The organism is Mucilaginibacter sp. OK268, from assembly GCF_900103125.1.
GTDB lineage: Bacteria > Bacteroidota > Bacteroidia > Sphingobacteriales > Sphingobacteriaceae > Mucilaginibacter.
Genome location: NZ_FNJV01000003.1, coordinates 425,767 through 449,967 on the forward strand (window position 1 = coordinate 425,767; position 24,201 = coordinate 449,967).

Below are 24,201 nucleotides of genomic sequence, written 5' to 3' on the forward strand. Positions count from 1 at the left end.
ATAGCAAGAGCAATGTACCAATTCATGGTATCATTTTAAAGCGCTCACGGATTTTATTGTCCTGAAACGATTCACCCCGGCAAGCGCGCTTAAACTTATCACTTCATGTCATTGCGAGCGCAGCGTGGCAATCTCATCACAAGTAGAGGTCCACGAAGAGATTGCTTCGTCGTTCCTCCTCGCAATGACATGGAGAGGAAACATGCAGATCGGGTGAGTCTTCTGCACCATTTTAAAACTCCCTCAAAAAATACCCCCATCCTTTGTATATTGTGGCCTTAAAATCCCTACATGAAATTAAAATTTACCGGCTTTGCCTTATTGGCCCTGTTTGCTGTTTCGGCACAGGCCCAGCAAAGAAAGATCAACCCTAACGATACCACTTCCAACTATAACCCTGCCGACGCATTTTCGCCGCAGTTTTATACCGATAAGGGTAATGATTTTCATTCGGCCAATGGCAATCCAGGTCCACGGTACTGGCAAAACCGGGCTAACTATACCCTGAACGTTAAATTGGATACCGTGGCCAAAACTATCGGCGGTACCGAAACTATCGATTATATCAATAACAGTCCGGATGCTTTACCATTCCTGTGGTTGCAGCTGGATCAGAACACCTATAAAAAAGATGCGCGCTCCAACTTTGTAACCGGCTTTGCACCCAAACCGGCCGACCATACCGATGGCTACCAGATTGAATCGGTTACCATAGAAGAAGCCGGTGTAAGCAAAGAAGTAAAATACGTGATCACCGATACGCGCATGCAAATCCGCCTGCCAAAAGCCGTACTACCTAACAAGGGTAGTATCCGCATCAAGATCAAATACCATTATACCATACCCGGCGCTTTTGGCGGTCGTACCGATTATACCGATACCAAAAACGGTAAGATCTTTGAAATTGCCCAGTGGTTCCCGCGCATGTGTGTTTATGACGACAGCCGCGGCTGGGATACCCTGCCATTTTTGGGCAGCGGCGAATTTTACCTGGATTATGGAGATATCGACTACAGCGTAAACGTTCCCTGGGATATGATCGTAGCCGGTTCCGGCGAGTTACAGAACCCTAAAGAAGTATTGACCGCCAAACAAACAGCGCGACTGGAAGCCGCCCGCAACAGCGACAAAACCATCATGATCCGCGACCTGGCCGAGGTGAACGATCCGGCAAGTCGACCGGTGCAAAAGGGTACGCTTACCTGGCATTTTAAAATGCTCAACACCCGCGATGTGGCCTTTGGCGCATCCAAAGCTTTTATTTGGGATGCCGCAAGGGTGAACCTGCCCGAGGGTAAAAAATCGCTGGCAATGTCTGTTTACCCTGCCGAAAGCTATGGTAACGATGCCTGGGGTCGCGCAACCGAATATCTTAAAAAATCGATCGAATATTTTTCAGAGAAATGGTTTGTGTACCCTTACCCTGTAGCTGTTAACGAAGCCGGTATTGCCGGTGGTATGGAATACCCGGGTATTGTGTTTGATGGTATTACCGACAAAGGCGCCGTACTGTACTGGGTAACCGCGCACGAGATAGGTCATAACTGGTTCCCGATGATCGTAGGATCTGACGAGCGCCGTTTTGGTTGGATGGACGAAGGCCTGAACACCTTTATTGATATCTACGCATCTGACGCCTTTAACAAAGGTGAATTTGCACCAAAACGTGACAGTGAATATGCCGAAAAAGGCGGTAACCCGGCCGATGAGATCATCCCGTTTATCACCGCTCCTGGCTCGCCCAGCATCATGACCGCGGCTGATGGCCTTGCCGAAAAGTACCGTCACCCCCTCACCTATTTTAAACCGGCTTTCGGACTGGTGTTGCTGCGCGAGCAGATCCTGGGGAAAGATAAGTTTGATTACGCTTTCCGCAATTACATCCACCAATGGGCCTACAAACATCCGCAGCCTGATGATTTTTTCCGTTCTATAGAAAACGGTGCGGGCGAAGACCTGAGCTGGTTTTGGAAAGGCTGGTTCTACAACAACTGGACACTCGACCTGGCCTTGATTGATGCCAAACAAGTAAATAACAAGAACGACAAAGGTGTGAGCATCACCCTAGTGAACAAAGAAAAACTGCCGATGCCATTCACCATCGAAGTAAAATATAAAGACGGCAGCAAAAAACGCACTTACTTACCGGTTGAAACATGGCTGCAAAACAAACAGATCACCCTTACCCTACCCGGCACCCAGGATGCCGAAAGCGTAACCGTCGATCCGGATAACGCGCTGCCCGATTTGAATAGAAGTAACAATACGTTGAAGGTGAAGTAGTGAGTAGTCAGTTTGGAGTGGTAAGTGATAAGTTTTAAATATTAAACTCGTTGTCATCTCGAACGAGGCACGAGGAGAGATCTTTTATGTGGGATAAGCACATAAGCCAGATATCATAGCAATACCAATCATGATTACAGAGATAGAACAAGAAACATCTGACATAACCTGGTTCTTCACCAACGGGAATGAAATTGGCTTTGTAGCATCAGGGGGTGGTAAATTACCCAATTCTATTTCCATTAAATCAATTGATGAAATAGAGTTATTAGCTCATTATTTTGAGGCTTTACCACCAATAACTAATGTTATAGTAAGTCCGGAAGTCAAAAATTTCATTACACCCGGCACAAACAGGAATGAATATATCTCCTACTTTTCTGAAATGTCAAAGAAGGGACTTTTCACTTTCGATAAAGCAGTTATGAATAGATTTTCAGACACCAATTATCATTTAGTTACCCAACCAACAGCTCCTTTAAACATCCATAATCTGCCAACGGAAATACTAAATCTATTAACCCAAACAAGCCTAACAGGTGATATTGAGAAACATTTAGACGTAGCCAACTTCAATGAGGGACATAACCAACGATATTAAAAAAGCGATCGAAACGAATGTTCTTTGGAGCATTGATCAATTTTACCTGTTCTTAGAAGTTGCCGAAGAAAATAATTTCGGCATTTCTTACTGGGATGATGAGATAAACTGGGCTACCTTATTATCTGATGATGTTATGATAGGATACGTATATCTAAAATTTCCATTCGCATTATTATCAAAAGAACACCAGGGTAACCTAAAAAATGTTCTTAACAAATTCAAGTATCTTGTTTCTGTATTTGTTACCGATCTGACATCAAACGAGCTCCTTATTAACGACGATCCAATTTTAGTTGAAAGATTTGGGTATCTGGAATATAACCAACCAGTGTCCGCATCAGATATATGGTTTTGTACAATTACTTAGACAGGCACTTGCAATACGAGGCAACAAGCAGAACAGGCATAAAATCATGAGAATTCTTCTAACAAATTGGATTAATGTTTTAGGCGTATTTTTGGTTGTACTTGCATTATCTTTTGTATTGACTTTAACTGATACTAACTTATCCTATAATATATTTCAATCTGTAATTGCAGCCTTGTTCTTAGTTTGTGGTTTTGGGATGATGTTTTGGGCGCTGTTTATAGTTTCGTTAGTTATTTTAGACCTAATCATCATCATTCCAAATAGAAACAATCTTAAAACGAGGCTAATAATAGAATGGCTTATTATAAGTAGCCCCTGCACTTACCTGACAATTAAATATCATGAATGGATGTTTGTAGCTGCTATTATAGCTTTCTTTATAACACAATTATTGCGGGAAAAACGCATAAAAAAACTAAGTAAATAATGTGCGTTGTATAAAGAATGAAAATAATCTCCACTGTCATCTCGAACGAGGTACGAGGAGAGATCTTATACGAGAGATAAACTAACCCGGTAATCGGCTCACCTGCATTCATTCTTCCTATCGGCTTTTATACGTGAGATATGTTAATTTTACCTAGTACCCATTATAAAATGCTAAAGAAAAGTGTATTCTGTTTCATTGTATTTCTTACCTCATGCCAATTTGCAGAGAAAGAAAAATATTTAATTTCTGCCAATTCCCTTGGTAACAAATACATCTTTAGCAATCTAAAAAATGGAATGCCCAGGCAATACGATGAAAAGGGTTACAGAATTTATTCGATCCCGGAATCTGGTATATTGATCACGCAGTTTAAAGAAACATACGGTATAATTAACAAAACATTCTTCTATAAATCTAAAGATGGGAAACTGATTGAAATTAAAGGCATCCCCTTTCAGGATGATAAAACATCCTTAAATCACAATAAGATCTATGCTTTTTATGGGAAGGACATGACTATCAACTTTCCAAAATTCAAAGATACTATAGGTATACAGATCATTACCATTTGTAAGCCTCAGGATTTTAATAGTCTGAATGAAGAACCATTTATGAAAGAAATAATAGCCACTCATATCACGGCAGAAGACTTTACATATAAAAAGTTGATTGAAATGAGGGCTAAGTGTAATATAAATCAGCGAGCAAAATAAGAGGGCTATCGTAGTATCGCCTCCCAACCGGTTCAAGCGTTCACGCTTACAGTTATCAAAAGTAAGCGTGGACGCTTACCTAAAACAATATCCAGGCGTGGACGCCTGAATAGGCGGTCTTTGCCAGGCACGTTTTAAGCTTTACTTCCAAACTTTATAAATAATAATTGCGTAAATGACGCAGCCGGCAAACACCATATTTAACGTTTCAAATAAGGTTTCGGGAAATGTGGGCGATTGGATGACATAAGCCGAAAAAGACAAGACGATCACCACGAGCGAACTCACGCTTAATATCCATTTTCTTGGCAGATTTGGTTTGACGGGGACGGTATCGATTGATTCAGAAACCAGTGCATGTTGAGACTCGTGGCTTAAGTCCAGATTGATATGCTCAGCAAGTCGGCGCCAGGTGTACAATCGGGGTAACACTTCAGCATTCTCAATGCGCTGAAGTGAGCGCAGGCTGATACCGGCGAGCCCGGACAGTTCCTTTTGGGTCAGTGATTTTTTCAGCCGCCCGTGCCTTACCATCATGGCCGTTTGCCCGGGCGTCAAAGAGGATATTTCGGTTATGACATTCAACGACATTTAGGCGACATTTCAGGCGGTTGTTTTTATTCGGAAAACGAAGATAGTAATTTAGCTGCCACAATGAAAAACTGGTTCCTCACTTATCCCAATATGTCACGCCTCATCCTCGCTGCGTTTCTGATAGCTGCCGCACTTATCGGCAGCGGATTTATTCATATACCTTTTGTACCCGTTGGCATGGTGCTGGTCATACTGGTGACCTGGTTAATGCTGCGCAGCGAGGGGAGAGATTTGAGTGTCTTAGGCTTTGATCTGAAAGGCCGTCACCTCGTGTTAATACCTGTTGGCTTGTTATTAGGTATAACTTCGTACTTATTATCGTTCTACGTCGGAGCGCTGGTGCGAGGCGACCATATCAGGGTTAGCCAAACAATTGACGGCACCATGTTGTTAAAAGAGTTTTGGCGGGTTTTGCCGACTGCGGTAGTTCAAGATTTTATTATTGTGGGTTACTGTTATGTTAAGTTTATCCAACTGACTAATAAACTAATCGCCACTGTTGCGTTCGGGCTCTTTTTTATTTACCTCCACGATGTGTGGGGCAGCAATATCGCTAATGACCTTTTTTATGCTTCTGGTTTATTCGTGGGGTATTTGATGTTCTCCACTGCGCTCTTGCGTTCGGGTAGCATTTGGCTGGTGATCGGTTTGCATTGGGGCAACAACTTTGCAAATTCTAATCTATTCACCTTCACGCATACCCCAACATCCTGGCTCTCTCTCAGTGGGCAACAGCACAACCCGACGGTGTGGCAGGTCATTGGCTTGTTTATAGCACTCAATATTGGCGTCGTCAGTGTGATTGCAATTACCAAACTAATATGGCGACCCCAAAATTGATTTTCATTATAAATATGTAAACGCTAAATCTCAATGGCGTTAAAATAGTTTACAAGATATCATACCTTCATATCGATTTCAAACCACCACGTCTTCGTCAAAATTTTCGTATATTGTATAAAACAACAGCCCGGTTCTCCAATCAACGAGAACTGGGCTGTTTAGTTAAGGATAAAAAGGGCTCAAAAACAGGCCATTTATCATTCAGTTATTTGACAATCAATCATTTAATACTTTTTAAAGTTTTAAAAACACGTTAAAACCGTGTTAAAATTTGTTAAAAAGTGTTAAAATAGATGGTTTTGGATGAATTTTAAGCCGTTTTTAGATCGTTTTTGAGTCGAAAAGTGTTAAAATTGGAGGTTTAAAAAGGTTTCTTCAGATGAAATATTTTTAAGCAGTTCAGATTTTTAAAAATTAGTTTTAAAAACGGCAAACTCATTAATTTGTCAATCTTATCCCTCACATGAACCTATTCATAATCTAAAACTTTATCTTTGTTAAATGAACACAGCCGATCTGTTGCAACGCGCTTTGCGGTTTGAATTTTTAACCCAGGACGAAGGGGTTTACCTGTATAATAATGCCTCTACTGCCGATCTGATGTATACCGCCAACGAACTGCGTAAAAAACAGGTTCCGCATGGCAAGGTTACCTGGCAGATTGACCGTAATGTGAATACCACCAATGTTTGTATAGCCAATTGCAAGTTCTGTAACTTTTTCCGCAGGCCCGGCCATGAGGATAGCTACATCACTGATATTGAGACTTATAAAAAGAAGATCGAGGAAACTTTCCGCTATGGCGGTGATCAATTGCTGCTGCAGGGCGGTCATCACCCCGATCTGGGTCTTCAGTTTTACACCGACTTGTTCAGGGAGCTTAAACAGCTGTATCCTAAGCTAAAGCTGCATTCATTAGGTCCGCCGGAGATTGCTCACGTAGCCAAACTGGAAGGTATGGCCCATATTGACGTACTGAGAGCTATGAAAGAAGCTGGTCTGGATTCATTGCCAGGAGCTGGTGCCGAGATCCTGAATGACCGTGTACGTCGACTGATATCAAAAGGTAAATGTGGCGGTAAAGAGTGGCTGGACGTAATGCGTGCGGCTCACCAGCTTAATCTGCCTACATCCGCTACCATGATGTTTGGGCATATTGAAACTATAGAAGAACGCTTTGAGCATCTGGTTTGGATCCGCGAGGTACAAGCCGAAAAACCGGAAGGTGCCCATGGCTTCGTAGCCTTTATCCCCTGGCCTTTCCAGGACGATGGCACTCTGTTGCGTAAAGTACGGGGCATCACCAATAACGTAACCGGCGACGAATATATCCGCATGATAGCGCTGAGCCGTATTATGCTGCCGAATGTCAAGAATATACAGGCCTCGTGGCTTACCGTAGGTAAACAGGTGGCACAAATCTGTTTACATGCCGGCGCTAATGACTTTGGATCTATCATGATCGAAGAAAATGTGGTATCTGCCGCTGGTGCACCACACCGGTTTACCGCCAAAGGCATCCAGGATTCGATCAAAGAAGCTGGTTTTGAGCCACAACTACGTACACAAAAATACGATTGGCGCGACGTTCCCGCCGAAATTGAAGAACAGGTTATAAACTATTAGTGGGCAGTTTTCAGTAAGCAGGAGGCAGTCATAAACTTCAAAACTGCAAACTGTAAACCGCCAACTGCAAACTGAACAAATGGAGCATCACATAGAGGCATTAATTTTCGCGTCGGAGCAGGGTATCCGTATAGAGGAGATCATGTACTGCCTCCAGGCCGCGTTTGAGCGCGATTTTACTACCGATGAAGTCAATGAAAGTTTAACCGCTATCAAAAACAAATACAGTGTTGATAGTCTGGCTATTGAGTTGGTCAAAATTAACAATGGGTACCAGTTTCTGACCAAAAAACAATATCACCCGGTTATTAATTTGCTACAGTTACAGCGTTCCAAAAAAAGATTAAGTCAGGCCGCTTTAGAAACACTGGCTATTATTGCCTACAAGCAGCCAGTGACCAAAACTGATGTTGAACAGATACGCGGTGTAAATTGCGATTACTCGATACAAAAATTGCTGGAAAAAGAACTGATTGCCATAATTGGGAAGTCAGAAGGCGTTGGAAAACCGATTTTATATGGCACCAGCAATATGTTTATGGACTATTTTGGCATAAATAGCATTGATGAATTACCTCAAATTAAGGATTTTACGACTAATACCGCAACCATAGGCGAACAAACAGAATAATTTTAAAAGATATTTTTAATAAAAATGATTTTAATTATTTTTACTACTGAATTAGCTGCCAGAAGTAAAAAAGTAACCTAAGGCCGATTTAAATTATATTGATAAAGTTTTACTAAAAAAATCCGTTACAATGGGAACGCCAAAAAAACCGAGCACTAAAAAGATCGACAACTCAGAAGACGAAAATGATGACGATGATGATCAATCGCTTACCCCGAAAAAGAAAAAGGTGATTGACGAGGATGAGGACGATTATGACCAACCCTTAGATGATGATTTGGGCAGAGGAGGGTACGAATCTTTTGACGACGACGACGACGACGACTTTTAATTTTTAAGATACAACTTTTTAAAAAGCATTCAGAGGCATGCCCTGGATGCTTTTTTTTTATATTTGGCCGTCAGCAACATCCTTATGACTATTACAGAAGTAAAAGATACAAGCACAAAAAAAGCATTCTTAAACGTAGCCCGCATTATTTATAAAGATGATAAAACCTGGGTTTGTCCACTTGATAATGATATAGAGGCCGTATTTGATCCAGCAAAAAACAATTTTCATCAGGATGGAAAATGTACCCGCTGGATACTCACCGATGATAATAACCAGTTAATTGGTCGCGTTGCGGCATTTATCAATAACAAAAAGGCCTATCATTATGAACAGCCAACAGGTGGCATGGGCTTTTTTGAATGTATTGATAACCAGGATGCTGCCTTTTTATTATTTGATACCGCCAAAAAATGGCTGCAGGATAACGGCATGCAAGCCATGGATGGCCCCATTAATTTTGGCGAGAACGATAACTTCTGGGGTTTATTGGTTGAGGGTTTTACTCATCCTTCATATGGGATGAATTATAATCCCCCCTACTATAAGTTTTTTTTTGAATCATATGGTTTTAAAACACTCTATGAGCAGATCACCAATCATTTAGATGTACACAAGCCATTTTCAGAAAGGTTTACTAAAATTGCCAATTGGGTGATCAAAAAACCAGGTTATGATTTCAGGCATTTCAAGGTAAAGGAAATGGAGAAGTTTGCCGCCGATTTTATAGAGATATATAACGATGCCTGGCGCGATTTTGAAAATTTTGTCCCCATAACACACGCTACCATAGCCGAAAGTTTTGAGAAAATGAAACCCTTGATGGATGAAAAATTGATATGGTTTGCCTATATCGATGATGAGCCTGCATCATTTATCATCATTTTGCCAGACGCTAATCAAATGCTCAAACCACTTAACGGAAAGTTAAATTTGATAGGTAAACTCAAATTTTTGTATTATCGGTGGATGGGTGTATCCCGTATGCGAGCCATTGTAATGGGTACCAAGCAAAAATTTCAGAAGCATGGTTTGGAGTCGGCCATATTTATCAAGTTAAAAGAATACGTTTTGCCTTTAAAGCAATATGATGAGTTGGAATTATCCTGGGTTGGGGATTTTAACGAGAAAATGATAGCTATACACAGTGCAGTTGGAGCTACATTTGGCAAAAAGCATTTAACAATGCGTTACATTTTTTAACTAAGCCCGGCATTACACCGGGCCCTAAAATTATGCAGTAGCTTTTGAATGCCTTAGTTCTTCAAATAGTTCGATCACCTTTTTTTGCAGATCAATAACTTCTGTTTCCCGATCCATCAAACGTTTATTAACGGTTTCAAGTTCATTAACAAATTTTTGATCCTGCTCGGCATCATTAAATGTAAGAAGTTGTACTACAGACATTTCGAACAAAGTTGCAATTTGTTCAAGCCTCGATAAATTGATGTCAGTTATTCCGGTTTCAATCTTCGAAAAGGCCGGAATAGAGATATCCAATCGTTTGGCAACATCTTCCTGGCTCCACCCTTTTTGATGACGTAACAGTCTGATTTTTTTCCCAAGTGTTTTCATGTGAGTTTATATAATAGTAATAGTTAGGTTTCGCGAAAGTTAATTACTTTGCAATAGTATTTATTATTACGCTAATTATCAACTAATTTGCATAATTTTTTATTTAAAAGTGAACTTTTTTAAAACAATTCCCGTTTAAGTGCGTTTTGTCGCGAAAAATCTGCCTACATAATGCTCATTAACCCAGTAGATTAATTCTTAATTAAGTTATTGTTTATCATTAAAACGTAATTTAACGTTAATATAATCAAATATTCTTATCAGCTAAAATATAAATTCTATATTTGTACTGTAACTTTTTTAATTACAGATGAACGGACAATTTCAGATAGCAATTCACATTCTCACCCTGCTTGACCACGCTAATGGTGAGCTTTTGTCGTCTGAATATATCGCTGGCAGTATCAACATTAATCCGGCATTAGTACGTAAAGAGATACGTAACCTGCGTAATTACGGCTTGATTAACAGTAAAGAAGGAAAAACTGGTGGCTACAGCCTGGGGAAAGCTCCGGATAACATTGTCTTAGCCGATGTGTATAAGGCAGTAAAAAGTCATCCGGCATTGGGCCAAGCTAAAAACCTCCCCAACCCTGCCTGCGCTGTTGGCCGACAGATCAATCAGCACCTGGATGCTTTAGCTGCTGAAGTAGATACGGCCATCATCAGTAAACTAACAAAAATTACCCTGGCTGATTTCAGTCAAAAATTTAAATAATTTTTCTAAACAAAACTGTAACAAACTTAATTACATAAAAAAACAAATCCATTATGAAATTAGCACTGATAGGCGCCACAGGCAATGTAGGCAAAACCATTTTAAATGAAGCCCTGTTCCGCGGCCATGAAGTAACCGCTATTGCCCGCGATCCAAAAAAACTGGATATAACCAATGAGAAACTAACACTAAAAGCCGTTGATATATTCAATATTGATACCTTGGCAGAAGTACTTAAAGGTCATGACGCAGTAGTAAGCTCCTACAATTCCGGTTGGGCAAACCCCAACATTTATGATGATTTCATTGCAGGTTCCAAAGCTATACAACAAGCAGTAAAACAATCAGGCGTTAAACGCTTATTGGTTATCGGCGGTGCCGGAAGCCTGGAAATCACTCCCGGTGTTCAATTGGTTGATTCTCCAAACTTTCCTGCAGCCTACAAACCCGGCGCTTCGGCAGCTCGTGATTATCTGAACATCATCCGTAAAGAAGAGGATCTGGACTGGACATTTTTAAGTCCGGCTATTAATATGCATCCCGATGCACATGGTGAGCCCACCCGGAAATTCCGTTTAGGTACCGATCAGCCTGTTTTTAATGAAAAGGGAGAAAATAATATCCTTATTGAAGACCTTGCAGTAGCCGTTATTAACGAACTGGAAAACAACCAGTTTATAAAACGCAGGTTTACTTTAGGATACTAATTATTTTATTTGTCATCCTGTGTGCAACGAGGTATCAGCCAGTTCGCTAATAGATCCTTCGCTACGCTCAGGATGGCAGATAAAAAAGAATAAAAATCTATTTTACAAACTTGGCGGCTACCCAATCATTTGTTTTTTTATGGTTGATATATTTTAAGCCATGTTTTCGTGCCTCGTCAGTAATGATCTCCAGATCAGGCGATTCATAAAAACCGCTGAAATAAATTTCGCCTCCCGGCTTTAATACCTGGGCGTAGCGCTCCATTTGATCAAGCAGGATATTACGGTTTATATTAGCCAGAATAGTATCATACTGCTCATCGGGGATAGCTTCTTTTGAGCCACACAATGGGATGATATTGGTTACATGATTAAGAGCTGAGTTTTCGATCGTACTGTCGTAACATACCGGGTCATAATCAATGGCGGTAATTTCGGCAGCACTCAGTTTCGAGGTCATTATAGCCAGGATACCTGTACCACAGCCCATATCCAGCACTTTTTTACCTGCAAAATCATTTTCCAATATCAATTCCAGCATCATAGATGTGGTTTGATGGTGCCCTGTTCCAAAAGCCATCTTGGGGTCGATCACGATCTCATAAGGAAACTCAGGCCGGGCCGGGTGAAAAGTAGCCCGTACATATATCTTATCCCCTATCTTTATCGGTTCAAAATTACTTTCCCATACTTCATTCCAATTTTTCTGTGGTATAAGGGTTATTTCATAGCTAAAAGTGAACATTTCCTGATAGGGCAACAAGTGCTCCTTCAGTTGTTGTTCATCAAAATCATCTGTTGGAATATATGCCTTGAAACCAAATTCCAGCTCTTCAAAAGTATCAAAACCGATCTCGCCCAAAGCGTTGATTAACAGATCCTGCTGATAATCTTCGGTAGTGATGGTCGTAAAAAGTAATTCGTAATAGTTCATTATAATTAATTGGATAAATGGTTATCCTGATTGGTCTTTATGCAGGACTTTCAACTTCTGCCGGCGTTACTGTTTTAACAAACTTGCGCCGATCAATCAAAAACAGGATCACAAAGGTAAAAACCCAGTAAAAAAGCTGGATCTCAGACAAATACCACCAAAAGCTATAAAACGGTGCAGTCCCTTCGGCCTGATCCCATATGATATAACTGATGGAACCTGCAAAAGCAATGCAAACCACCGCGATACATATCCCGATTATTAAACGTGCTTTAAAGCTTTTTACAGCCTGGTTATCCCATAAGGGCACAACGATCAGGTATTGGGTTAAAATACCAACAGCCAGCAACAAAGGCCAAAAAAGGTGAAAGTAAGCCATTAAGCTGTATAAATTACCATCCCCGATCTCGATCAGCTTCATTGGATGAGTGGGCATATTATACTCCATTATCGCCCAAAAAATTCCGAAATCAATTAAAACCGGTAATAAAACTTTTAATAGCTTTCTCATGATCAGATATGAGTATTGAGATGTGAGATTTGAGATGTATCTTGATCTAACATCTCAAATCTTTTTCTGTTTGATATGAGAGCAAATGCATTGTTATCTCAATACTCATATCTCACATCTCAAATCTAATTAATTGAATACTTTTACAATATCCACAAAATCGCGCGATTTTAAAGAGGCGCCACCTATCAAACCACCATCAATATCTGGCTGGGCAAACAACTCCGGCGCGTTTTTAGGGTTACAGCTACCGCCATACAAAATAGTGGTATTATCAGCTACTTCCTGGTTGTATTTAGCAGCGATCTCCTTGCGGATAAACGCGTGAATTTCCTGCGCTTGTTCTGATGAGGCTGTTACACCTGTGCCAATAGCCCAAACTGGTTCATAAGCAATAACCAATTTTGAAAATTGCGCCGCATCCAAATGAAACACCCCCTCAACAAGCTGGCTTTTGATGATATCGAAATGCTGATTGGCTTCACGCTCCTGCAGGGTTTCACCGATACAAAATATCGGGCGCAAATCATTTGCTAATACCGTGTCAGTTTTTTTAGCCAGCAACTCATTGCCTTCGCCAAAATACTGGCGGCGTTCTGAGTGACCAAGAATCACATAAGCTGCACCTATTGATTTGATCATTTTGGCAGATATTTCGCCGGTATAAGCTCCGGATTCTGCCTGGTGGGCATTTTGAGCTCCTAAAGAAACTTTGTTATACCCTTTTGCCAATTGTACTAGGCTATGCAGGTGAATAAAAGGACTGCAGATAACCGCTTCCTGTGTACCGGTTACTTCATCTTTTACCATGTTGATGATTTCAGAAAATACGCCTAAACCTTCGTTATAGTCAAGATTCATTTTCCAGTTACCGGCAACAATTTTTTTTCTCATGATGGTGTTTTTTTGATTGTTTTATTGAGTTGAGTTGGTAGAGTTTAAATTAAAAGACGCAAATATGCGTGTCTTTGCAATTATATCCTCTTAAAATATTCTGTATTCTTCGGTTAATTCAAATATTCGCGTCAGTAGGTCTTGTTCAGTTTGATCAAACGTGCGATGCTCACGGCGTTCAAAAACTTTCTGAGCGGTTTCGAGCATTTTATGGAGCATATAAACCTCAAAACCCGCTGCCCCTCCCCATGAAAAATCGGCTATGAAATTGCGCGGAAAACCCGCGCCAAAAACATTAGCCCCTACACCTACTACGCTACCCGTATTAAACATGGTATTGATGCCGCATTTGGCATGGTCGGCCATGATCAAGCCACAAAACTGCAAGCCGGTTTTACGGAAACGTTGTGTACTATAATCCCAAAGCTTAACCTCCGCATAGTTATTTTTGAGGTTGGAGTTATTGGAATCGGCCCCGATATTGCACCATTCGCCCAGTACAGAATTGCCCAGGTAACCCTCATGTCCTTTGGATGAATAGCCCCAGATCACCGCGTTATTAATCTCACCGCCTACACGCGAATATGGCCCTACGGTTGTAGCACCGTAGATCTTTGTGCCCATTTTCACCTGTGAGTGTTCGCAAATGGCAAAAGCGCCACGAATGTGGGTACCTTCCCAAACTTCAGTATCGTTTGATAAGTATATGGGGCCGTTGGTGGTATTAAATGTAGAACATTCGGCAACTGCGCCTTCTTCAGCAAAAAAATCGTTTCCAATAATGACGTTTGTGGCACTTATGGTAGCGCTTGTGCGGCCTTTGGTAAGCAATTGAAAATCCTTACGCAATTCGATATCATTTTTCCGGAAAATATCTTCAGGATAACGGATAGCGACAAAAAGATTTGGGTAGTTGATAATATTGTCAAATTTGGCTTCCGGGTTGAAGTTAATCGCGTCGGTTTGGTTTAACCTTACCGCCAGCAATTGCTCGTTATATTGAAGTGCCTGGCCTGTTTGCAGCTTACTAACAGCCTCCAACAGGTTTTCATCCGGACAAACAGCACCGTTTATAAATAAATTATCAGCTTCGATCTTAGCAGGATACTTGGCCTGTAAATAATCAGCGGTATGAAAAGAATGATCTGTATTTAAATGCTTTGCCCATTTTTCGGCTATGGTTAATATACCTATCCGCAGATCGGCCACAGGCCGGGTATAAGTAAGGGGCAGTAGCGTTTGGCGTGCGTTATCGTCAAAAAAGATAATAGACATGGCACAAAAATAAAAAAGTCGCCCGATACATCGGGCGACTTGAAAATATTTAATTCAACAAGTAATTATTTCTTGTTGTAACGTGTGCGGAATTTATCAATACGACCTGCAGTATCAACCAGTTTCATTTTACCGGTGTAGAAAGGGTGCGAAGTGTGAGAAATTTCTAATTTCACTAATGGATACTCGTTACCGTCTTCCCATTTTACGGATTCACGGGTATCGATGCAAGATTTAGTTATGAAAGAATAGTCGTTTGACATGTCTTTGAATACAACTAATCTATAGTTTGATGGATGCAGATCTTTTTTCATTATATATAAACTTATACCTTCTGTACTTTTTAAAAGAGGCGCAAATGTAATTTTTTTTTCGGAATTAACAAAATGGTATTTAAAATAGTGGACCAGTTTGCAGTGAGCGGTTTGCATTTAAAAAAAGCTCCGCCCATATCTGCTTTAAAACTTATTGAAAGTGAGTATTTTACATTAGCACTTAAACTGCAAACTGATAACAGCCCAAGCTACTAAATACTCTGGCACAACTCAATCAATACCCCGCCAGCGCTTTTTGGGTGTACAAAACATACCAGTTTGTTATCAGCACCGGGTTTCGGTTTATCGCTTAACAGCACAAAGCCTTCATTTTTCAACCGCAACATTTCGGCTTCAATGTCATCAACCTCAAAAGCAATGTGATGTATCCCTTCTCCTTTTTTTGCTATAAACTTAGCTATCGGGCTATCGGCATGTGTGGCCTGTAACAACTCTATCTTATTGGGGCCGGTTTTCAGAAAAGCGGTCTCTACCCCCTCCTGTTCTACCAATTCTGTTTTATAAACACCTGTATTTAGTAGCTTTTCATATATATTACCTGCTATTTTAATATCATTTACCGCAATACCTATATGCTCCACTTTGTTCATGTCCAAATATTGTAAATTAATAGTCAGGATTAATAATTTGCCGTTTGTTTTGAATGAATTTAAATAAAAACTTGCGTATCTTTGTTCCTGTTAATATACTTAAGATATGAATATCCCAATTTATTTAGATAATAATGCAACAACTCCGATGGATCCTCGGGTCCTGGAAGCTATGTTACCTTATTTTAACGAAAAATTCGGTAATGCAGCAAGCCGTAACCATGCTTTTGGATGGGTGGCTGAAGAGGGTGTTGATTATGCACGTGAGCAGGTGGCCAAATTAATTGGCGCATCAGACAAGGAGATCATTTTTACATCGGGCGCTACTGAATCAGATAACCTTGCTATTAAAGGTGTATTTGAAATGTATAAAGATAAAGGTAACCACATTATCACTACTGTTACAGAACATAAAGCTGTGCTTGATGCCTGCAAACACGTAGAAAAATTGGGAGGAAAGGTTACTTATCTGCCGGTTAAAGAAGATGGACTGATTGATCTGGCAGAATTAGAAAGCAACATGACACCAGAAACCATCCTGGTATCGATCATGTATGGCAATAACGAGATCGGCGTAATTCAGCCGGTTAAAGAGATTGCTGCTATTGCCCACAAACACGGTGCTTTGTTCATGACAGATGCGACCCAGGCTGTTGGTAAAATACCGGTTGATGTTAATGCCGATGGTATTGACCTGCTGGCTTTATCGGCACACAAAATATATGGCCCTAAAGGTGTTGGCGCTTTATACGTACGTCGTAAAGGTCCACGTGTTAAAGTTACCGCTCAAATGGACGGTGGTGGTCACGAACGCGGTATGCGTTCAGGTACATTGAACGTTCCTGGCATTGTTGGTTTGGGTAAAGCTTGCGAACTTTGTGGCTTGGAAATGGAAAGCGAAGCAAAACGCCTTTCAACTTTACGCGACAAATTGCAAAAAGAATTAACCGTACTGGAAGAAAGTTATGTAAACGGTAACGTTGAACACCGCTTGCCACATGTAGCTAACATATCATTTAAATATGTAGAAGGTGAAGGTTTAATGATGGCCATGAAAGATCTTGCTGTATCATCAGGATCGGCTTGTACATCGGCATCACTGGAACCATCATACGTACTGAAAAGCTTAGGTTTATCAGATGACCTGGCACACTCGTCTATCCGTTTCGGTTTAGGCAGGTTCACTACCGAAGAAGAAGTCGATTACGCTATTGAAGTAACCAAAAAAGCGGTTACCCACCTGCGTGAACTATCACCACTTTGGGAAATGTTTAAAGAAGGTATCGACCTTAACTCTATTGAGTGGGCAGAACACTAATAAAATATGCAGATGTGCAGATTCCAAATGTGCAGATGCTTTAAAAGATAAAATATTACGAGTTCAGATTATTCAATAATTCATTAACTCACTAATTCAATAATTAAAAGAAAATGGCATATTCAGATAAAGTAATCGATCACTATACTAACCCCCGCAATGTGGGCACTTTGGATAAAAGCAGTCACAAAGTAGGTACCGGTTTAGTAGGTGCACCTGAGTGCGGCGACGTAATGCGTTTGCAGATACAGGTTGATGATAACAATGTTATCACCGATGCAAAATTTAAAACTTTCGGATGCGGTTCGGCTATCGCTTCTTCATCATTAGCTACAGAGTGGTTAAAAGGCAAAAGCATTGACGATGCCATGAAGATCGATAACATGGATATCGTTGAAGAATTAGCATTGCCGCCGGTAAAAATTCACTGTTCAGTTTTGGCAGAGGATGCTATTAAGGCAGCAATCAATGATTTCCGCGTAAAAAACGGCTTAGCGCCAATTGCAAGCGAAAAAGTACATCACTAAAAAGATGTAAGATATTAGATGTGAGATTTGAGACTTACATCTGATTTTATAATGTATTATTGATTTGATTTTTGTGATGGGGGTTGATCTCACGTTTCAAATCTCATATCTCAGATCTAATAACAATGGTAACAATAACTGAAAAAGCAAAAAGCAAAATAGATCACCTGATGCAGGATGGAGGACTTGATGCCTCTTACTTTCTGCGTGTTTCTGTTCAGGGTGGTGGTTGCTCAGGTTTATCCTATAATCTTGATTTTGATAATGAAGAGAAAAAAGGCGACCAGTTTTTTGAAGATCAGGGTATCCGTTTTGCACTTGACATGAAATCATTCCTGTACCTTGCCGGTACCGAACTTGATTTTTCTGACGGTTTGAACGGAAAGGGTTTTGCATTCAATAACCCTAACGCCAGCCGTACCTGCGGTTGCGGCGAAAGCTTCTCTGTATAAAAATTACTATAAATGATATTTAAAAGCGGCTCCAAATTGGAGCCGCTTTTGTTTTTACTTGTTTTTGTGTGTCATCCTGAACTTGTTTCAGGATCTCTCAGGACAGGTTAGCCATTATATTGTATACCTTGCTGGTGGGATGCCGAAACAAGTTCGGCATGACGTATCTGTTTATCCATCAAAACATAGCAGCAGGTTCCACCCCATCCGGAATAACCTGCTCTACGCTCCAGTGCTCTACTATTTTACTATGCTCAACCCTGAATATTTCATAAAATGCGAAAGACTTATCCTCTTTTCTAAATTCAGATTGGACGGTTACAAAATCGCCTTCGGCAATTATTCGATGTATTTTGATAGCACGACCCGGATCATCATTTAAATAGCTGGCCAAGTTTTTTCCACTGTTAATTATTACAGGATCATGCTCTACGTAAGCTTTATCGATAAAAGAGTGCATCTCAGAATCCCTATTCCTAATTGCTTTGTAAAACCGGTCTACAATCGCTTTGCTGTTAACAGTTGAGGCATCCTTATCAACCTCATTGCTTCCGTTGGTAGCGGTGACTACCATACCAGTTTGATCAGGCATCTCCTGTATCGCATCCCAGTGCTCAGCAAGCACGCCATCCTTCAATTTAAACACATCGATAACGACCATTCGTTTACCCATAAACACGATATCCAGATGTGTAACCACCAGATCGCCTTCCTGTATGGCCCTAATGATGGGCGATTTACCCCCCTCTGGCGGCGGTGGTAATGTTTTTAAATAATTGATCACATCTGTAATACCAGCCCTCCCCTGTTTAACGTTGGGATTATGCTGAATATAATCTTCCCGTACAAATTCAGGGATCAGTTCGGCCCGGCGCTGGCCAACAATTAGTTTATAAAATGATAGTACTCTTTGTTTATTGGTTAAGGTATCCATAATTGTATTTGCTTTGCCAGGCAAGCTTATGCATAGTAAAATGCAGGAAATAGCCATTGCCTGTAGTTGTGTAATTTTCATTACTTGTAGTAAAAAATAAATGATGTAAAATTTAGTTCATGCGAAACACTGACGCTAAAAGCTCAGCGTTTTTAATAACCTCTTTAACAGGCCGGATTTTTGGCAATCCTGATTTGATATGTGGTAAAAGTAATTATGCATTAAAGGTAGCAATATTTTCGATATAGAGATGAAATGGGTGCAATTCAAATATGAGCAATTCCTTTGCTTTAAGTCGGTTAACATAAATCCATGATATTATGACAATTAAAACATTCAACTATTTTATTATCAAATAATTAAACTAATGTTAACCATAAAATATGTAAACCATGTCAACCCACTTTTTAACAGGCAAATCGCAGATTGGGCAAGTCTAAATATCCTGTGGGATGCCGAAATAAATTCGGCATGACATGCTGCATTTTTTTAACGGGATTTCCCTGCTTACTCCTCTGCCGGGGCGGCATAAAACCGGCCATCAAAATTAACCAGGAAAAGCTCGGTAGTAGCACGTGTAACCGCAGTATAAAACCAGCGCAGAAAATCCATATTGATCATTTCGTCGGTCACGTAACCCTGATCAACAAATACGGCATCCCACTGTCCGCCCTGGGCTTTGTGGCAGGTAATGGCGTAGGCAAACTTGATCTGCAATGCGTTGTAGTATGGATTTTGTTTTAATTCATTATGCATAGCACGTTTGTTAACCATACCCTCATAATCCTTCATCACTTCCTCATAAAATCGCTTCTGATCGGCCTGTGACAGGGCGGGTGAGTCAGCATACAAGGTATCCAGCAATACTTTACAATCCAGCACCGGGTCTTCGGCGTAATCAATAAACTCTATTTGCACATCGGCAAACCTGAAACCGTACATATCTTCAATCCTGCGCACCTTTCTGATGCGGGCAATATCGCCATTGGCAATAAAATTGGTACTGCTTTCGTCCTGTTCCTGTAGCCAGAAGTAATTATTTTTCACCACCATGATCTGGTCGCCGCCGGTAAGCTCTTCCTCTCGATATAATATCCGGTTCCTGATCTGCCCATTGTACAGATTGGCATTTTTATTGGAGCGGCAAATGATTAACGTACGATCATAACCATATTTCCGGTAAGCGTACTCCAGCCCCTCAGAAAGTCGCTCACCCGTCATCCTGAATACATCTTTATATCCTTTGGTAACTACCTTTGGCGTGCTGATTTCTTTTACCCTGATAATATCACGTATGCGGGTAGCATTATACAGGATCCCGGAATTTTTCCCCTGGCGCAGCACGTCGGTCAGTTCATAGCTAAACACGGTTAGCCCAAACTTATCTTTCATAAAACCCGCATCGAGCGCAGGGCTGTTTTCAGAGCCTACTGGCGGCAATTGGGCCGTATCACCCACTAATACCAACTTACAGTTTTTGGTGTTGTATACGTACTTTAATAGGTCGTACAGTAACGATGCGCGGTTGAAGCCTCCCGGTTCGTCAGATATCATAGATGCCTCGTCCACTATAAAAAGTGTATCGCTGGCCAGATTATCTGCTATAGCAAAGCCATCATCCAGATTCAAAGCAGATTTTTTTCGGTAGATGCGTTTATGTATGGTAAACGCCTTACGACCGGAATAATTCGTGATCACTTTGGCGGCACGCCCCGTTGGCGCCAGCAAAACGGCTTTATACTTATACTCACGCAATGCTTTTACCAAAGCACCTAATACAGTGGTTTTACCTGTACCGGCATAACCTTTTAATATAAAACACTCATCTCCATCATCGCTCAGCAAGAACTCATGTAAACGATTGAACAACTCTAACTGCTGCCCGGTGGGTTGATGCGGAAAGGCCTTACGTATATGATCAATTTCAGTCACTTTACAAAAATGATGATAAGTTAATTACTTAACATCATTTTTATAAATTTGACCATGGAATTTGATGAAAATAAAGACGACGAAATAGAATGCAAATATTCCGAAGATGATTATGTAGATATATACTCTAAAAGGGCCATATTCTGGTTCTGTATATTTTTTGATGTAGTGTTTGGCGGTGTATTGTTAATGATTAACCTCATAACCGCAGGCTACAGAAAAGCCGCAACCCATGTTTTACTTTTTTCGGTTTTGTATTATATACTAACAATTTATATCATCAGTTTTTCAGGTATCAAAGTTGATGTAGCAACGCTTAAAAAAGCTTCTTCCGGTGTACAGTTAAGTCCAGCTGAAATAAAACCACTGTTATCGTTGGCGGGGCTAACCATACTTTTAAAAATAGTGGGTGGACTTATATTAACCAGGTATTTCTTTAAGAAATATTTCCCGGATGATGATTATTATCCTAAACCAATCTGGAGAGCCATCATGGTATCTTTATTGATATCATTCTTTTTAGCTTACATATTGCCATTTCTATAAATTGTACTTAGTGTATTTTTAATTACGATATCTATAGTATCTGCCAAAAAATACTACTTTTGTTAAACTGGCATGAGCGAATACAATTATAACTACCATGATGATAACTTTAGCCTTGATGAGGCTGAGCGTTATAATTTATTGATACAGATTGATAAAGCTACATTTTCGTACGCGATCACCGATCAGGATAAATTGGTTGCCTGTGCGGATATGCATCCGTTAGATGAGTTAACCAATCCACAGGAATTGCTCGACCTTTTATCGGCCAAGTACAAACAGGTAGTGGTGGGTTTGCCAGCTAATGGCTTTACCCTGGTACCTAAAAGTTTGTTTAGCCCTGATCACGTTACCGATTTTGCCCGCTTTTTGGATGTCCAATCAGGCGAAAAAGTATCCGCTCAATCTTTAGATAACAGCAATACCATCATTTACAAAACCGACAGCGCTATCATTAACGCGGCCGAAGAATTTGGCCTTCGTAACAGCGTGTTTTCGTCAAAAGGATGGATAACTGCCATTGCTAAAAATAACCCTGCCGATCATGATCTGTACCTGAATTTAAATGGTTCACATGTCGAGATCGTAACTTTCAAAGGTGGGTCTTTACGCTTTTATAACCGCTTTGAATTTCAAAATAACGACGAGCTTACTTACTTTATAGCTCTGACAGCCAACGAGCTTGGTTTGCAATTGGCTGATGTTCATATTTACTTAAATGGCGATATTGACACCGGCGATAAAAGCATTAGTCATCTGGCGGACTTTTTTGGCCAGGTACAGCTTAATCAACTACAAGTAGTACAAGTCCCAGCCGAAATACTTGCACACCAAATATTGCCACTCGCTGCTTTATCTTTATGCGCATCATCGGAGGCAGTTTAAAGGGGCTGCGACTTAACCCACCCAAGAATCTTCCGGTACGCCCTACAACTGATCTGGCTAAGGAGGCATTGTTCAATATCCTGCAAAATCAGATTGAATTTGAGGACATTAAGGTACTTGATCTGTTCAGCGGAACGGGTAATATCTCCATGGAGTTTGCCTCCAGAGGAGCCGCACAGGTAATCTCGGTTGACCGCAGTATCCATTGCGTTAACTATTTGAAGGATATATCGCGCCAGCACAAGTTGGAGCAGATAAAGGCCTATAAGGAGGATGTTTTCAAATATCTACAGATGGAAACCGAGCAGTACGACCTTATTTTTGCCGACCCACCTTACGATCTTAATAAGATCCCCGAAATATCAAAAATAGTTTTTGAACGCAACATCCTGGCACCCGACGGACTACTGATCGTGGAGCATCAATCCATGCAAAATTTGAACAATCACCCAACTTTTGTGGAGCAACGAAAATACGGGCATTCCTCCTTTTCATTTTTCAGACATCCCGCTGAGTAATGCTGCTAAAAACTTTTTAAACCTTTAATTTTAACACTTTTTTAGCTAAAACAGCGTAAAAAAGCGTGATTTTTATCCATTTTAACAAAGTTTTAACGCCATTTTAACACTTTTTAACAAATTTTTGATGGGTTTTGAAAGGTTTAAAAAGTATTAATTTATTGATTATCAAATAACTACCTACAAAACAGCCGCTTTTTGCTTCCTTTTGTTCTTTAACAAAACAGCCCGGATCTCTGTAAAAAGAGAACCGGGCTGCTTATATTATAAAGATACGAAATTTTTCCCGCAGTTTCAAACCAACATATTTCCCTAAATAAGTTGAACATTCGTTACTCTATACCACCTGTAAAATAGTCAGCGCCGTATCTTTAAAGCCCGCGAGTTTTTGGTCATCCGCATTCGTGATAATAGCCTCAACCTGGTTGATATCAGCAAATTTGAGGTAGGTCTCCTTCCCTACTTTGCTGTCGTCGCATAACACGTAGGTGTAGGCGCTTTGATGGATATACATCAATGTAATTTCGGCCTCCAGCTCGCTGTTGGCAAACAAACCATGCGCCGATATACCATCCACTCCTAAAAAAGCCTTGCCTGCACGGTACCTGGCAATATGCTCATTGGCTATTTTACCATGGGTAGCCTGCCGCTCGTTATTAAATTCGCCGCCGATGATATTGATAGATACCGAACAGTTTTGCAGTTCATAAATAACCGGCAGGGAGTTGGTGATCACCTTGATTTTTTTATGCTTAATAAACTGGCACAATCTGAAAACCGTGCTGCCACAATCCATAAAAATAATATCGCCATCGTTAATATGCTCAACCGCCCTGCGACAAATACTATCCTTCACATTAGCATTTTGAGCCGCCTTATTTACAAAATCATGCGGTTTAGCTAATGGATCAACTTTCATGGCGCCGCCGTGGGTACGATAAAGCAAACCATCATTAGCCAACTGGTTCAGATCGCGCCGGGCAGTGATCTCCGAAATATCCAATTCGGCCGCCAACTCTTTGATGTCAACCTCGCCGGTACGGTCCAGTTGCTCCATTATTTTTTGCTTTCTTTTTTGAAAGTTCATTTAAATAGTTTTAATTTGATCAAAATTAATCATAATTG

29 protein-coding genes are annotated in these 24,201 nt (G+C 40.6%); 18 read left to right on the forward strand and 11 right to left on the reverse strand.

Annotated elements, in window-relative coordinates:
- Positions 1-291 precede the first annotated feature (291 nt).
- The 5 genes from BLR84_RS12215 to BLR84_RS12235 all read left to right on the forward strand — a co-directional run bounded on the left by BLR84_RS12215 (position 292) and on the right by BLR84_RS12235 (position 4,400).
- Positions 292-2,283: a M1 family metallopeptidase gene (locus BLR84_RS12215; protein WP_090468285.1), complete on the forward strand. Its 1,992-nt coding sequence runs from the start codon at positions 292-294 to the stop codon at positions 2,281-2,283.
- Positions 2,284-2,413: 130 nt separating this feature from the next.
- Complete coding sequence (locus BLR84_RS12220; protein ID WP_090468287.1) at positions 2,414-2,884, forward strand: hypothetical protein; 471 nt, start codon at positions 2,414-2,416, stop codon at positions 2,882-2,884.
- Positions 2,859-3,254, forward strand: a complete 396-nt coding sequence (locus BLR84_RS12225) for a hypothetical protein (RefSeq protein WP_090468289.1) — start codon at positions 2,859-2,861, stop codon at positions 3,252-3,254. Before BLR84_RS12220 ends, BLR84_RS12225 begins: the two co-directional genes overlap by 26 nt.
- A gap of 46 nt (positions 3,255-3,300) precedes the next feature.
- Positions 3,301-3,684 carry a hypothetical protein gene (locus tag BLR84_RS12230; protein ID WP_090468291.1) on the forward strand — a complete coding sequence of 128 codons (384 nt, stop codon included), beginning with the start codon at positions 3,301-3,303 and terminating at the stop codon, positions 3,682-3,684.
- A 170-nt stretch (positions 3,685-3,854) separates the two neighbouring features.
- A complete protein-coding gene (locus BLR84_RS12235; protein ID WP_090468293.1) occupies positions 3,855-4,400 on the forward strand; it encodes a DUF6843 domain-containing protein in 546 nt (181 codons plus the stop codon).
- Positions 4,401-4,541: 141 nt separating this feature from the next.
- On the opposite strand, the gene BLR84_RS12240 is transcribed toward BLR84_RS12235, so the two are convergent.
- On the reverse strand, positions 4,542-4,958 hold the full coding sequence (locus BLR84_RS12240) for a helix-turn-helix domain-containing protein (RefSeq protein WP_176852044.1): 417 nt from the start codon (positions 4,956-4,958) through the stop codon (positions 4,542-4,544).
- A gap of 96 nt (positions 4,959-5,054) precedes the next feature.
- Here BLR84_RS12240 and BLR84_RS12245 point away from each other — a divergent pair, with 96 nt between their 5' ends.
- The 5 genes from BLR84_RS12245 (at position 5,055) to BLR84_RS12265 (ending at position 9,628) form a co-directional block, all read left to right on the forward strand.
- The gene (locus BLR84_RS12245) at positions 5,055-5,834 is read left to right on the forward strand and encodes a CPBP family intramembrane glutamic endopeptidase (RefSeq protein ID WP_090468297.1); all 780 of its coding nucleotides are present in this window, start codon (positions 5,055-5,057) and stop codon (positions 5,832-5,834) included.
- A gap of 504 nt (positions 5,835-6,338) precedes the next feature.
- Positions 6,339-7,463 (forward strand): cyclic dehypoxanthinyl futalosine synthase, encoded by a 1,125-nt coding sequence (gene mqnC, locus BLR84_RS12250; RefSeq protein ID WP_090468299.1) that lies wholly within the window; start codon positions 6,339-6,341, stop codon positions 7,461-7,463.
- Between the two features lie 79 nt (positions 7,464-7,542).
- Complete coding sequence (gene scpB, locus BLR84_RS12255) at positions 7,543-8,094, forward strand: SMC-Scp complex subunit ScpB (protein WP_090468300.1); 552 nt, start codon at positions 7,543-7,545, stop codon at positions 8,092-8,094.
- Positions 8,095-8,224: 130 nt separating this feature from the next.
- On the forward strand, positions 8,225-8,425 hold the full coding sequence (locus BLR84_RS12260; RefSeq protein WP_090468302.1) for a hypothetical protein: 201 nt from the start codon (positions 8,225-8,227) through the stop codon (positions 8,423-8,425).
- Positions 8,426-8,509: 84 nt separating this feature from the next.
- The gene (locus tag BLR84_RS12265; RefSeq protein WP_090468303.1) at positions 8,510-9,628 is read left to right on the forward strand and encodes an N-acetyltransferase; all 1,119 of its coding nucleotides are present in this window, start codon (positions 8,510-8,512) and stop codon (positions 9,626-9,628) included.
- 30 nt (positions 9,629-9,658) lie between these two features.
- Here BLR84_RS12265 and BLR84_RS12270 read toward each other — a convergent pair whose 3' ends face one another.
- On the reverse strand, positions 9,659-10,000 hold the full coding sequence (locus tag BLR84_RS12270) for a helix-turn-helix domain-containing protein (RefSeq protein ID WP_076378169.1): 342 nt from the start codon (positions 9,998-10,000) through the stop codon (positions 9,659-9,661).
- Positions 10,001-10,310: 310 nt separating this feature from the next.
- Here BLR84_RS12270 and BLR84_RS12275 point away from each other — a divergent pair, with 310 nt between their 5' ends.
- Together BLR84_RS12275 and BLR84_RS12280 are read left to right on the forward strand one after the other, a co-directional pair.
- A complete protein-coding gene (locus tag BLR84_RS12275; protein ID WP_090468305.1) occupies positions 10,311-10,718 on the forward strand; it encodes an Rrf2 family transcriptional regulator in 408 nt (135 codons plus the stop codon).
- A gap of 53 nt (positions 10,719-10,771) precedes the next feature.
- Positions 10,772-11,425 carry an NAD(P)-dependent oxidoreductase gene (locus BLR84_RS12280; protein WP_090468307.1) on the forward strand — a complete coding sequence of 218 codons (654 nt, stop codon included), beginning with the start codon at positions 10,772-10,774 and terminating at the stop codon, positions 11,423-11,425.
- Between the two features lie 97 nt (positions 11,426-11,522).
- Here BLR84_RS12280 and prmA read toward each other — a convergent pair whose 3' ends face one another.
- From prmA to mce, 6 genes are all read right to left on the reverse strand, one after another.
- Positions 11,523-12,359 (reverse strand): 50S ribosomal protein L11 methyltransferase, encoded by an 837-nt coding sequence (gene prmA, locus BLR84_RS12285; RefSeq protein ID WP_090468309.1) that lies wholly within the window; start codon positions 12,357-12,359, stop codon positions 11,523-11,525.
- A 37-nt stretch (positions 12,360-12,396) separates the two neighbouring features.
- Positions 12,397-12,870 carry a hypothetical protein gene (locus BLR84_RS12290; RefSeq protein WP_143013889.1) on the reverse strand — a complete coding sequence of 158 codons (474 nt, stop codon included), beginning with the start codon at positions 12,868-12,870 and terminating at the stop codon, positions 12,397-12,399.
- Between the two features lie 129 nt (positions 12,871-12,999).
- A complete protein-coding gene (tpiA, locus tag BLR84_RS12295; RefSeq protein WP_090468313.1) occupies positions 13,000-13,764 on the reverse strand; it encodes a triose-phosphate isomerase in 765 nt (254 codons plus the stop codon).
- A gap of 90 nt (positions 13,765-13,854) precedes the next feature.
- Positions 13,855-15,039: a GlmU family protein gene (locus BLR84_RS12300; protein ID WP_090468315.1), complete on the reverse strand. Its 1,185-nt coding sequence runs from the start codon at positions 15,037-15,039 to the stop codon at positions 13,855-13,857.
- Between the two features lie 65 nt (positions 15,040-15,104).
- The gene (locus tag BLR84_RS12305) at positions 15,105-15,353 is read right to left on the reverse strand and encodes a type B 50S ribosomal protein L31 (RefSeq protein ID WP_076378181.1); all 249 of its coding nucleotides are present in this window, start codon (positions 15,351-15,353) and stop codon (positions 15,105-15,107) included.
- 212 nt (positions 15,354-15,565) lie between these two features.
- Positions 15,566-15,964 carry a methylmalonyl-CoA epimerase gene (gene mce, locus BLR84_RS12310; protein WP_090468317.1) on the reverse strand — a complete coding sequence of 133 codons (399 nt, stop codon included), beginning with the start codon at positions 15,962-15,964 and terminating at the stop codon, positions 15,566-15,568.
- A 106-nt stretch (positions 15,965-16,070) separates the two neighbouring features.
- Between mce and BLR84_RS12315 the strand changes: the two genes are divergently transcribed.
- The 3 genes from BLR84_RS12315 (at position 16,071) to BLR84_RS12325 (ending at position 18,261) form a co-directional block, all read left to right on the forward strand.
- A complete protein-coding gene (locus BLR84_RS12315; protein WP_090468319.1) occupies positions 16,071-17,282 on the forward strand; it encodes an IscS subfamily cysteine desulfurase in 1,212 nt (403 codons plus the stop codon).
- Between the two features lie 113 nt (positions 17,283-17,395).
- Complete coding sequence (iscU, locus tag BLR84_RS12320) at positions 17,396-17,809, forward strand: Fe-S cluster assembly scaffold IscU (RefSeq protein ID WP_090468322.1); 414 nt, start codon at positions 17,396-17,398, stop codon at positions 17,807-17,809.
- 125 nt (positions 17,810-17,934) lie between these two features.
- Positions 17,935-18,261 (forward strand): HesB/IscA family protein, encoded by a 327-nt coding sequence (locus BLR84_RS12325; protein ID WP_076378187.1) that lies wholly within the window; start codon positions 17,935-17,937, stop codon positions 18,259-18,261.
- A 178-nt stretch (positions 18,262-18,439) separates the two neighbouring features.
- On the opposite strand, the gene BLR84_RS12330 is transcribed toward BLR84_RS12325, so the two are convergent.
- Positions 18,440-19,276, reverse strand: coding sequence for a nuclear transport factor 2 family protein (locus BLR84_RS12330; RefSeq protein ID WP_090468324.1), 837 nt, complete (start codon positions 19,274-19,276; stop codon positions 18,440-18,442).
- 426 nt (positions 19,277-19,702) lie between these two features.
- On the reverse strand, positions 19,703-21,127 hold the full coding sequence (locus tag BLR84_RS12335) for an ATP-dependent DNA helicase (protein WP_090468326.1): 1,425 nt from the start codon (positions 21,125-21,127) through the stop codon (positions 19,703-19,705).
- 54 nt (positions 21,128-21,181) lie between these two features.
- On the opposite strand from BLR84_RS12335, the gene BLR84_RS12340 reads away from it, so the two are divergent.
- The 3 genes from BLR84_RS12340 to rsmD all read left to right on the forward strand — a co-directional run bounded on the left by BLR84_RS12340 (position 21,182) and on the right by rsmD (position 23,076).
- Positions 21,182-21,673 (forward strand): hypothetical protein, encoded by a 492-nt coding sequence (locus tag BLR84_RS12340; RefSeq protein ID WP_090468328.1) that lies wholly within the window; start codon positions 21,182-21,184, stop codon positions 21,671-21,673.
- Positions 21,674-21,745: 72 nt separating this feature from the next.
- A complete protein-coding gene (locus BLR84_RS12345; protein WP_090468330.1) occupies positions 21,746-22,558 on the forward strand; it encodes a DUF3822 family protein in 813 nt (270 codons plus the stop codon).
- The gene (gene rsmD, locus BLR84_RS12350) at positions 22,534-23,076 is read left to right on the forward strand and encodes a 16S rRNA (guanine(966)-N(2))-methyltransferase RsmD (RefSeq protein WP_090468332.1); all 543 of its coding nucleotides are present in this window, start codon (positions 22,534-22,536) and stop codon (positions 23,074-23,076) included. Before BLR84_RS12345 ends, rsmD begins: the two co-directional genes overlap by 25 nt.
- Positions 23,077-23,413: 337 nt before the next feature.
- Here the strand turns inward: rsmD and BLR84_RS12355 are convergent, their stop codons facing one another.
- Entirely contained in the window at positions 23,414-24,163 is a 750-nt protein-coding gene (locus BLR84_RS12355; RefSeq protein ID WP_090468334.1) for a DeoR/GlpR family DNA-binding transcription regulator, read from the reverse strand.
- Positions 24,164-24,201 lie beyond the last annotated feature (38 nt).